The organism is Cetobacterium somerae ATCC BAA-474 (assembly GCF_000479045.1).
Classification (GTDB): Bacteria; Fusobacteriota; Fusobacteriia; order Fusobacteriales; family Fusobacteriaceae; genus Cetobacterium_A; species Cetobacterium_A somerae.
Genome location: NZ_KI518171.1, coordinates 106,178 through 116,913, shown reverse-complemented (window position 1 = coordinate 116,913; position 10,736 = coordinate 106,178). Strand labels below are relative to the sequence as shown.

General features: G+C 27.4%; 10 protein-coding genes and 1 riboswitch. All 10 genes read left to right on the top strand.

Annotation, left to right across the window (positions count from 1 at the left end; all coding sequences use genetic code 11):
* Positions 1 to 207 (top strand): hypothetical protein (locus tag HMPREF0202_RS15330; RefSeq protein ID WP_023050486.1); only part of this gene is annotated, 207 nt, incomplete at its 5' end.
* Positions 194 to 2,314 (top strand): P-loop NTPase fold protein, encoded by a 2,121-nt coding sequence (locus HMPREF0202_RS08530; protein WP_023050485.1) that lies wholly within the window; start codon positions 194 to 196, stop codon positions 2,312 to 2,314. The genes HMPREF0202_RS15330 and HMPREF0202_RS08530, both read left to right, overlap by 14 nt.
* A gap of 208 nt (positions 2,315 to 2,522) precedes the next feature.
* Positions 2,523 to 4,544: a BglG family transcription antiterminator gene (locus HMPREF0202_RS08525; RefSeq protein ID WP_023050484.1), complete on the top strand. Its 2,022-nt coding sequence runs from the start codon at positions 2,523 to 2,525 to the stop codon at positions 4,542 to 4,544.
* Positions 4,545 to 4,669: 125 nt separating this feature from the next.
* Positions 4,670 to 5,089, top strand: a complete 420-nt coding sequence (locus HMPREF0202_RS08520; protein WP_245576457.1) for a PTS sugar transporter subunit IIA — start codon at positions 4,670 to 4,672, stop codon at positions 5,087 to 5,089.
* Positions 5,090 to 5,106: 17 nt separating this feature from the next.
* Positions 5,107 to 5,382, top strand: coding sequence for a PTS sugar transporter subunit IIB (locus HMPREF0202_RS08515; protein ID WP_023050482.1), 276 nt, complete (start codon positions 5,107 to 5,109; stop codon positions 5,380 to 5,382).
* Positions 5,383 to 5,408: 26 nt separating this feature from the next.
* Positions 5,409 to 6,779, top strand: coding sequence for a PTS ascorbate transporter subunit IIC (locus HMPREF0202_RS08510; RefSeq protein WP_023050481.1), 1,371 nt, complete (start codon positions 5,409 to 5,411; stop codon positions 6,777 to 6,779).
* Position 6,780: 1 nt separating this feature from the next.
* Positions 6,781 to 7,701 (top strand): carbohydrate kinase family protein, encoded by a 921-nt coding sequence (locus HMPREF0202_RS08505; RefSeq protein WP_040406973.1) that lies wholly within the window; start codon positions 6,781 to 6,783, stop codon positions 7,699 to 7,701.
* Positions 7,674 to 8,627, top strand: a complete 954-nt coding sequence (locus HMPREF0202_RS08500; RefSeq protein ID WP_023050479.1) for a ketose-bisphosphate aldolase — start codon at positions 7,674 to 7,676, stop codon at positions 8,625 to 8,627. The genes HMPREF0202_RS08505 and HMPREF0202_RS08500 overlap by 28 nt, the downstream gene beginning before the upstream one ends.
* 136 nt (positions 8,628 to 8,763) lie before the next feature.
* The gene (locus HMPREF0202_RS08495) at positions 8,764 to 9,603 is read left to right on the top strand and encodes a metallophosphoesterase family protein (RefSeq protein ID WP_023050478.1); all 840 of its coding nucleotides are present in this window, start codon (positions 8,764 to 8,766) and stop codon (positions 9,601 to 9,603) included.
* A gap of 20 nt (positions 9,604 to 9,623) precedes the next feature.
* Positions 9,624 to 10,493, top strand: a complete 870-nt coding sequence (locus HMPREF0202_RS08490) for a hypothetical protein (protein WP_023050477.1) — start codon at positions 9,624 to 9,626, stop codon at positions 10,491 to 10,493.
* Between the two features lie 53 nt (positions 10,494 to 10,546).
* Positions 10,547 to 10,718, top strand: a riboswitch (Lysine riboswitch).
* Positions 10,719 to 10,736 lie beyond the last annotated feature (18 nt).

Sequence of the window (10,736 nt, the reverse complement as noted above, 5' to 3'; positions counted from 1 at the left end):
ATTTTATATTATGAGATAAAATTATTCAAAGAAATAATAGAGAAAAGAGAAGATGACCTCATAAAAAAAATGTTAAAATTTCCTGAGTATCAGTTAATTGATTTTTTAATTAAAGAAGAAAAAAAACCAACTGAGAACAAAGAACTAGATGAACTTGCGAAAGAGTTAAAAAGACAATGGGAATACGATAAATATGGAAAAAATTAAAATAAAAGAAGAAGAAGTAAATACTAGAAATATATTTTTAACTATGAGTAGAAAAGAGAGAATATACTATATTTTTAAATATATCTTTTTTTATCTTGTGGCAACAGTAAGTGGATTTATAGTTCCGCAAATAACAGAAAGCAAAGTTGCAGTTAGTAAATTTATAAATATCCAAGATTATCTTATTTTCAATACACAATTTAATATAAATATATTAGGAAGATTATGTATTATTATTTTAGGTTTTATAGTTTACATAACCTTTATTTTAAAATATAAAAATGAAATAGATAAAGAATGGATAAGTGTGAAGACAATATCATTGTTACAAAAATTTATTTATATAACAGGATTTTTACAGGGCTTACAATTATCTCAGGAACAAATAGTGAAAAATGTTATCATGGTATTTAACAGAGAATTTATTATAGGATTAATGTCTATAGGAATATTATTATTAATATATCGAATATTTGAAGAGGATTGTGATAAGGAGATAGAACATCGTGAAAAAACTATAGATAGCTTATACCCAAGTAGAAAGTTAGCAAGAAAAAAAATGAAGTATTTGTTGGAAGAAGATTTAGTTTCTTCTATTTTAGTTGATGGTGACTGGGGAATTGGAAAAACATTTTTTATAAGTACAGTATTAGAATCAGATAAAAATAAATATGATATTCTAAAATATGATGCTTTATTATATGGAACTAGAGAAAAATTAATGAAAGCCTTCTTTAAAGATTTAAAGATGTTAGCAAAAAAAAATGGATTTTTAGTAGGAGATAGTTATGATTATTTAGTTATGCTAGAACCGATTCTTACAAAGTTTCCTTTAGGATTAGGTAAACTACTTCTAAAAGAAAATTCTAGTGAAAATTTAAAAAGAGAATTTAAAAGTTTCATAGAACGTTTTAAAAATTCAATAATAGTTGTGATTGATAATTTAGAAAGAATAAATCAAAAAGATGTCTTTATAGAAGTAATTAGCTTTTTTCATGAGTTGAATGATTTTAGAAAAATTAAAGTGATTATGTTGTTAGATACTAAAAAAATAAAAACTTTAGGAATACCAGAAGGATATATAGATAAATTTTTTATTCATAGAATAGATTTAAAAGAAATACCTATTGAAGATATTTTATACGAAGAGTTTTTAAAGAAAAAATTAGAAGAAAATATTGATTTATATTTTATTGTTGATAAATTAGAGGAAGTCAAAGAAAAGCGATTAAAGAAATTTGGAAAATTAGAAAATATTAATAATTTTCATAATCCGAGAATTTATGAACAAGTTATAAATAGATTTAATGTAAATATCGAAAGTTATGAAAATGTTTATATTTCAGAAATAAGTGATGATATTTATAAAAAATATATGTTATTATCATCATTATTTTATTTTTTATTACCCAATTTAGAAGGTGAAGAACTAGATGAATTGATGCCTTCTGAGGGAGATGAAGCAATAGCAAATAAAATTATAAGAAGGGATTATTTTGATACAGGAACAGATATAAGAGATCAGGCAAAGAACATTGTCGAGAAAAATATAATAGGAATTAAAATTGAAAAATATCTTGAAGAAATATTGTATTATCATAATTATATTTGTAATACAGAACCAAAACTTAAAGAAAAATATTTGTGTTTATTAAAAGAACTTACAGAAAAAAAAGGAATAAAACTAAAACTTTTAAAAATTGAAAATTATTCAATTAATAACTTATTTGATTTAAGGTATGAAGTGCTAAAGCTAGAAAAAGAATTGAAAATTAGTTCAGAAGAAAGTATAGTTAATATTTTAAGAAAAAATTTAGATAAGGAGAAGCTTGAAGTATATATAGAAAATTTGATTAAAATTTATCAAATTGAAATAGAAGAAATTCAAAATTATGTAGCACCTTTAGGAAAAGTTTTAAGTTTAAAAAGTATTTTGCAAGATGGGAGTGTATCTGGTAAAGAGGAATTTGAAGATATATTAGATATATATTTTTCTGAAATAAAACCTGTTAACGAACATTTTGAAAATATATTGAACGTAGTAAAAGATGGTGAATTAAAAGAAAAATTAAATCAATTTGCCTATAAATATAAAAAATTAAGTTAAATTCTATAAAAGTTATTTAACCTGAAAGATCTTTTGAAAAAATATATCTGAAGATGGAAAGAAAAAAGAGATGGAATAAGGAGTGTTATTTTAATCATAGCGTTGATTAACTCTTAACGAATAACTTATTTTCTCTATTTAAATTACACAAAATTTTGTTATACTATAATTATTAGAAAATGAACAAATAGGAGAAAATGGGGGAAAAATGAAAGCATCTCAATTAGTAGAAATATTTCAATATATGTTAGATAAAAATGAGTTTCATTTAAGTAAAATTAGTCAACAGTTCAGTGTGTCAGAAAGAAGTTTACGTTATGAGCTAGAGAAACTAAATGAGTTTCTAGGGGAAAGTAACCAACCTAAAATAGTAATTGAAAAAGGGTGTTTAAAACACAGTAGTTGGGAGATAGTGTTTGAGAACATCAAAAAAAATGGGACACATTCTCTATCTATTCAAGAAAGAGAGATGTATATACTATTAAATATCTTTTTAAATAGAGAGATAAACCAAAAATCAGTTGGAATAGAGCTAGATATAAGTCCAACAACAGTGAAAACACACTTTAAAGAGGTAAAAATTTTTTTAGATAGCTATGGATTATCACTAAATATAAAACCTAAAAAGGGATTGGAGTTAGATGGAAAAGAGGAGAATATAAGAATCTCTTTTTTAAAACTTTTAAATAACATCTCTAAAAGTAACTCAATTTTCTTAAAAGATTATTTAAAAGAAAACTTTTTTGAAAAAATAGAAAAAGATGGAATAAAAAGGTTTATAAACTATTGTCAAAAGTTAATGAATATAATAATCTCTGATGAAGCTTATAAAATAATAATAAACTATTTAAGAATAGGTTTATATATGAATATGAGAGATCATAGATTAAATGAAATAAAAAATGAGAAATTTCTATCAGAGACAAAAGAGTATAGATGCATAAAAAAAGCTTCATCAATACTTGAAGAGTGGTATGAGATTGAACTAGAAGAGATAGAGTATCTAAAAATAACTGACTACTTTTTAGGAAGTAACACATATAATCTTAACTACTCATACTATGATAACTGGGTAGAGATAGAGATTATGTTAAAAGAGATGATATTAGATTTTAACAGTTATATAAAAGAGAACATCGCTGAAGATAAACTTTTATTAGAGGGGTTATTAAATCATATAAAACCTACAATATACAGAATAAAAAATAAGATAGAGTTAGAAAACTCAATATATAAAGAAGTTTTAGAAAGTTATCCAAACTACTTTAATATAACAAAGGCAGTTTTGAAAAAGATAGAGGATAAGATGAATCTTACATTTACAGAGGATGAAATCTCCTTTTTAGTTATCCATTTTAAAGCTGCAATAGATAGAAATAAAATAAAAAGTAAAAAGAAAAGAGTAGTTTTAGTTTGCGGGTCAGGTTATGGAACATCTAAACTATTAGCCCAACAACTAAATCAGTACTATCACCTAGAGATTGTAGATATAATTCCAGAGTATCTAATAGATAAGGTAGTTTCTAAAAATGATATAGACCTTATTTTGACAACAGTGGATGTAAAAGGAGATTTAGAGGATAGAATAGTTTTAAAATTAAATCCTATTTTAACAGAAGAGGATAAAAGAAAAATAGAAGCAATAGGTATTCATAAAAGCTCAAAAAAAATATCTATGACTAAATTAATAGAGGTTGTTAAGGAAAGTTGTAAAGGTTTTGATGAGAAAGAGTTAAGAAACAACTTGAAAAATAGTTTTGATGAGTACTTAATAGACGATTTCTTTCAAGAAAAGAATACAATTTTTGACTATATAGGAGATAGAGTTTTAATAAACCAAGAGGTTAAAGATTGGAAAGAGGCTATAAGAAAAGTTGGCCAACTACTTTTAAATGATAAAATTATAAAAGAGAGCTATATTGAAAACTCAATAAAGTCTATAGAGGAGTTTGGTTCATATATGGTTTTAGGAACAGAAACTCTATTCCCTCATGCTAGAACTAAAGGAGATGTATTTGAAACTGGTTTTTCAGTTATGACTTTAAAAACTCCAGTTTTACTACCAACAAATGAGAAGATCTCAACTCTTATTATGTTTTCCTCTAAAAATAACAATGACCATTTAGAAACCTTCATAAAATTAGTGGATCTTTCAAATGAGGAGAGTTTTTTACAGGATATAAAAAGAATTAAAAAACAGGAAGATTTTATAAAAATATTAAATAGATAGATTGGCTAGTCTCTTTATTAGAGACTAGTTTTTTTTTGAAAAGATGAAAAAAATAGCCTCTTTATTTTAATATGTGTTCCTTATATAATTACAGTATACTAAAAAAAAACAAAAGGGCTGATATAATGAAAAGTATTTTAAAAGATAATATTCATGTTTTAGAAAGAGTAGAAGATTGGAAAGATGCAGTTAGAAAATCAGGGAAAATACTTTTGGAAAATCAAAGTATTGAGGAAAGGTATATAGAAGCAGCAATAAAAAACATTGAAAAGTTAGGAAACTATGTTGTGATAACTGATAATGTTGCTATGCCTCATGCAAGGCCAGAGGATGGAGTTAATCAAACAGCACTGTCGCTATTACTGATAAAAGATGGAGTGGACTTTTTAGGAGAGAATGTAAATTTAGTATTTATGCTAGCTTCTAAAGATAACTCATCTCATATTGAGGTTATAAGAAAACTGTCACAGCTAGTTGATGATGAAGAGATTGTTGAAAAAATGAGTTTTGCTAAAAATAAAGAAGAGATTTTAAATTATCTATAAAAGAGGGAGTGAGAATTATGGTAAAGATTTTGACAGTTTGTGGAAATGGAATTGGAAGTAGCTTAATGTGTGCTATGAAAATTGAGGAGATATGTCAAGAGGAGGGAATCACTGCAGATGTAAGCTCGTGTGATTTTAACTCTGTTTCTGGAAAAGAGGTAGATTTAGTTGTAACAATAAAGGAGTTAGCAGATCAAATAACAAATTTGAAAGTTGTACCAATTAGAAGTTACACAAACAAAAAGAAAATAAAAGAGGATGTATTAGAAACTATATTAACTTTAGTTAAATAATGATTATTGAGGGGTGAATAAAAATTATGTTAGGTTTGATAGGTGTAATAGGAAATGATATATTAACAAATCCAGCGTTTTTATTAGGACTTATGTCTTTTATAGGTTTAGTTGCTTTGAAAAAGCCAATTAATAAATTGATTGTAGGTACATTAAAACCAATACTAGGTTTTATTATGTTAGGTGCTGGAGCAGACTTTATCGTTAAAAATCTTGATTATTTAGGAAAGATGATTGAAAAGGGATTTAATATAACAGGAGTTGTTCCAAACAACGAAGCTATTGTTTCAATAGCTCAAAAGGTTTTAGGAAAAGAGACTATGTTTATTCTGTTAGCAGGTTTAATTATAAACATATTAATAGCTAGATTTACAAAGTTTAAGTATATATTCTTAACAGGGCACCACAGCTTCTTCTTAGCATGTATGTTCTCAGCAGTTCTTGCAAAGATTGGATTTACAGGTGGAGTTCTTGTTCTTGTTGGAGGATTACTTTTAGGAATGTGGTCTGCAATTTCACCAGCAATTGGACAAAGATATACTGATTTAGTTACTGATGACGATGGAATAGCTATGGGACATTTTGGATCTTTAGGATATTATGTTGCAGCATTCATAGGAGAGAAAATTGGAAATCCTGAGGATAGTACTGAAAATATTAAAATTCCAGAGAAGTTAAACTTCTTAAGAGATACAACAATTTCTACAGGAATAACAATGTTAGTATTCTACATAGTTGCAGCAATTGCAGCAGGACCTGAGTATGTATCAGAGTTGTCTGGTGGAAAGAACTACATAGTATTTGCTATAATCTCAGCTTTAAGTTTTGCAGTTGGAGTAACAATTGTTTATAACGGAGTTAGAATGATACTAGCTGAGTTAATACCAGCTTTCCAAGGAATTTCACAAAAAGTAATTCCAAACTCTATACCAGCCGTTGACTGTGCAGTGTTCTTCACTTATGCACCTAACGCTGTTATAATTGGATTCTTATCATCGTTTGTAGGTGGAGTTCTTGGAATGTTAATCTTAGGAGCTATGGGAGCTGTTTTAATAATACCAGGACTAGTACCACACTTCTTCTGTGGAGCTACTGCAGGAATTTATGGTAATGCAACAGGTGGAAGAAAAGGAGCTATTGTAGGAGCCTTTATCAACGGTTTATTCCTGTCTTTCCTACCAGCTTTACTACTTCCTGTACTAGGTGGAATTGGATTCCAAAATACAACTTTTGGAGATATAGACTTTGGAGTGTTAGGAATTATTGTTGGAAAAGTTGGAGAGGTTTACAAAGCACCTGGAATATTAGCAATAATCTTAGTATTAGCTATATTTATAATAGTTCCATCAATAGTTAAAAAAGATGTGAAAGTTATAAACGCAAAGGATGAGTATTAAAATGAATAAGATATTATGTGTAGGACACTCTGCTTGTGACATAACTTATGTTTTACACGAGTATCCTATAGAAAATAGAAAGTATAAAGCTGACGAAACAAAAATAATGGGAGGTGGGCCCACAGGTAATGCGGCCTACCTTTTAGGAAAATTTGGTGAGTTTCCATCTTATATAACAACTTTAGGAAAAGATCTATATGGTGATTTAATTGTTAAAGAGTTAGAATCTGTTCAAGTGGATCTTAAAAACTCTTTGGTTAAAGAGGGATACACAACACCATGTAGTATGATTATAACTAATACTTCAAATGGAAGTAGAACAATATTAAATCATAGAAATAAAAACTTAATACCAAGTGATTACAAAATAGATTACTCTTTAGAACCTGAGATAGTACTGTTTGATGGACATGAGATTGAGTTAGCAAGAATGACATTGGATACTTTTCCAAAAGCTGTAACTATTTTAGATGCAGGAAGTTATAAAGAGGAAACTGTAGAGTTAGCCCAGAAAGTTGATTATCTAATATGTTCTGAGGATTTTGCAAGGGATTACACAAAAGTGGATAGATTAACTGAAGAAAACTACAGAGAGGTTTTTTCTAAATTGGAAGATTTAAATGGAAAAACTGTGGTTATAACTTTAGGAGAAAAAGGGTGTATATATAGAAAAGATGGAGAGTTATATAACTTCCCTGCCTTTAAAACAAAAGCTATTGATACAACAGGAGCTGGGGATATATTCCATGGTGCTTTTGTCTATAGTTTAGGAAAAGGATATGACTTTATAGAAACAATTAAGTTTTCATCAGTATGTGCATCACTATCTGTGGAAAAAATAGGTGGAAGAGAATCAATACCTGAGTTAAAAGACGTATACGAGAGGATGGAGAAATGGCAAAGTACAGATTTCAAGATTTAGGATTAGTTAATACAAAAGAGATGTTTAGAAAAGCTAATGAAAAAGGGTATTCAATACCAGCTTTTAACTTCGCTAACTTAGAGCAATTAAAGGCGATACTGAATGCTTGTCATGAGGCTAATTCAGATGTTATATTACAAATTTCAGAATCAGCAAGAAACTATATAGGTAAGGAAACTTTACCTCTTATGGTAAAGGGTGCTATTTTAGATTTAAGAGCTAAAAGAAGTGAAATTGGAGTAGCTTTAAACTTAGATCATGGAAAGGACTATGATTTAATTAAGGATTGCTTAGATTATGGATTCTCATCTGTTATGATAGATGCTTCTCACGAGGAGTTTTATAAAAATATTGAGAAGACTAAAGAGGTAGTGGAGTTAGCTAAGAAGTATAACGCCTCAGTGGAGGGAGAGTTAGGAATTTTATCTGGGATAGAGGACGAGATATCTTCTGAAGAGAATAAGTTTACTAATCCTAAAGAGGTAGTTGAGTTTGTTCAAAAAACTGGAGTGGACTCTTTGGCAATAGCTATTGGAACTGCTCATGGAGCACATAAATTTAAACCAGGGGAAGATCCAAAATTAAGACTGGATATTCTTGAGAATATAAGAGAGGTTTTAGGAGAGTTCCCAATTGTTTTACACGGATCATCTTCAGTTCCTGGAGAGTATATTGAAAAGTTTAGAGACAATGGTGGAATGATAAAAGATGCCATTGGAATTCCTGATTTAGAGCTAAAAAAGGCATCTAAATCTATAGTTACAAAGATAAATGTGGATACTGATGGAAGATTGGTATTTACAAGTACACTTTTAGAGTATATGAAAAATAATCCTAAAGAGATGGATTTGAAAAAGTATTTAGGTGTGCCTAAAAAGGCTATGGAAACATATTATTCTGAGAAGATAAAAAAGGTATTTAAATAGTAATTTAAAAATACGTCAAAACTTTTGACGTATTTTTTATTTTAATAAATATTTCTCTTCATTAAAAAGGAATGATTTTTACTGATAGGTATATATTGTCAAGTTTAGTAAATCAAATTTTAAAGGAGTAAAATATATGAAAAAATTTATTCATTTAAGTGACTTACACATTGGAGCTAACGAAAAAAATCTTGAAAATCAATATTTAAAAGTTATTATAGATCATATACTTCAACGTTACCAAAATTTAAAGAATAAACCAGTTATTATGATAACAGGAGATATAACTAACAATGGAGATAAGGAAGAATACATAGAAGCTGTAAAGTTATTAAATAGATTTAAAGAAAGTGGATTTATTTTAAAAATAGTTCCTGGAAATCATGATTATGGATATTGTGGAAATGTATATACTAAAGAGTCACAAGAAAACTTTAAAAAATATATTTTAGAAGATTTACTAGAACTTGAATTAGTATATACTGATGAAGGTTTATTAAATGTTTATCCAATTGTAGAGGAAGTAAATGGTGTTGTATATATAGCTCTTGATTCTGTTATTGATAAAGATGACGAGTTATTACATTTTGCATCTGGAGAGATGGGAGAGAGACAATTAAAAAAACTTGCCAATATTTTAAAAGGTTATATAAAAACTGATAAAGTTAGAGTTGCTTATTTTCATCATCATCCAGTAGAAAGATCTCTATTTTTAAAAATGGATGATGCTCAAAAAGTTATGGGAGTTTTATCTGATGTTGTAGACTTTATATGTTTTGGGCATAAACATAAAGAGGAGGAGTTAGATGGAAGTCAATATGGAGTTAGGCATATTTTAGCTTGTGGAAAATCTACAGAGGTAAAAAAAGTAGGAGATATATTTGGACCAAAGAAAGATATTTTAACATATAAAGAGATTAGTATTAAAGATAGGGACAGTTGTAGTATTACAAAATATAATTTATGTCTAACTTAAAATATTAAGAAGGGAAAAATATGCATAATATATTTTATGATGAAAGTTCAATTGAAAAAATGTATTTTGAGGGAAAAATAAGAGAAAAAGATTATAAGATATTAAAATTAAAGAATGAAACGGGTATACGCATTTTTAATAATGATAATAAAGAGACATTTATAGATAATATTTTTTCTTGTGAGATAGCAGAACTTATTTTTAAAATCGAAATTTTAATAGGGAGTTCAATTACAACAGCTAAAAAAAAAGAAAAGATGAGAGAGTTGTATTATAATAAAATTGTAAAATGTATACTTTTATGTCTTGAAAAAGATATAAATAATATGAGTAAAAAAGAGATAGATGAGATTCAAGAGTTTATTAGATGTAATAATGATACTCTAGAAGATAGACTTTTGAATAAAAATAGAATATTTTATTTTTGTACATATCTAGTGATTACTTTATTAAGTCTAAGTTTGTATTTTATTTTTATAAAATATAGAACTGATTCGTTATTAAAAAATTATATAAGTATAGTTGAAAATGAAAATATTTTGAAGAGTGTAAATATGGGACTTATGGGAGGTTTTTTAGCAATAAATTATAGATTAACAAATGAAAAAAGCTTTAAAATAACATATTTCGTTCCATACTATATTTTACTGGCAGCAGGAAGAGCTTTTTATTCTATAATTGCTGGTATAATAGCTTATTATTTAGTAAAGATTAATTTTTTTAATATACTAGATTTAGTAAGTACAAAGAACAGCAGAGAGATTTTCATGTATCTTTTAGCAACAGTATTAGGTTACAGTACAAGATATTTACCATCTATATTCAGTAGTGTTAGCTCTTGTATTTCAAAGGATAAAAATACTTCGGATAGAAATAAAGGTAGAGAGTGATAAAAAAGATTTGCTTTAAACTTTTTTGTATGATATTATGTGTCTAATAAAAAATACAAGGTAGAGGTTGCAAAGGACAAGAGTAGATTGGTGGAGCTAGACAAGGCTTTGAAGTCAATTGAAAGGGGAGTTTGCCGAAATAAAAATTCGTCAAAATTTTTATTGGGGATATAGAGAATATCTATATAACTGTCATTAGGTATCTAATGTTGTGCTATCCAAAGTTGTAAAACAATTTTCTTA

Coding starts and splice junctions, on each gene's coding strand:
- HMPREF0202_RS08520 (WP_245576457.1), top strand. CDS start 4,670: ATGAAAAGTATTTTAAAAGATAATATTCATGTTTTAGAAAGAGTAGAA.
- HMPREF0202_RS08505 (WP_040406973.1), top strand. CDS start 6,781: ATGAATAAGATATTATGTGTAGGACACTCTGCTTGTGACATAACTTAT.
- HMPREF0202_RS08500 (WP_023050479.1), top strand. CDS start 7,674: ATGGCAAAGTACAGATTTCAAGATTTAGGATTAGTTAATACAAAAGAG.
- HMPREF0202_RS08495 (WP_023050478.1), top strand. CDS start 8,764: ATGAAAAAATTTATTCATTTAAGTGACTTACACATTGGAGCTAACGAA.
- HMPREF0202_RS08525 (WP_023050484.1), top strand. CDS start 2,523: ATGAAAGCATCTCAATTAGTAGAAATATTTCAATATATGTTAGATAAA.
- HMPREF0202_RS08490 (WP_023050477.1), top strand. CDS start 9,624: ATGCATAATATATTTTATGATGAAAGTTCAATTGAAAAAATGTATTTT.
- HMPREF0202_RS08510 (WP_023050481.1), top strand. CDS start 5,409: ATGTTAGGTTTGATAGGTGTAATAGGAAATGATATATTAACAAATCCA.
- HMPREF0202_RS08530 (WP_023050485.1), top strand. CDS start 194: ATGGAAAAAATTAAAATAAAAGAAGAAGAAGTAAATACTAGAAATATA.
- HMPREF0202_RS08515 (WP_023050482.1), top strand. CDS start 5,107: ATGGTAAAGATTTTGACAGTTTGTGGAAATGGAATTGGAAGTAGCTTA.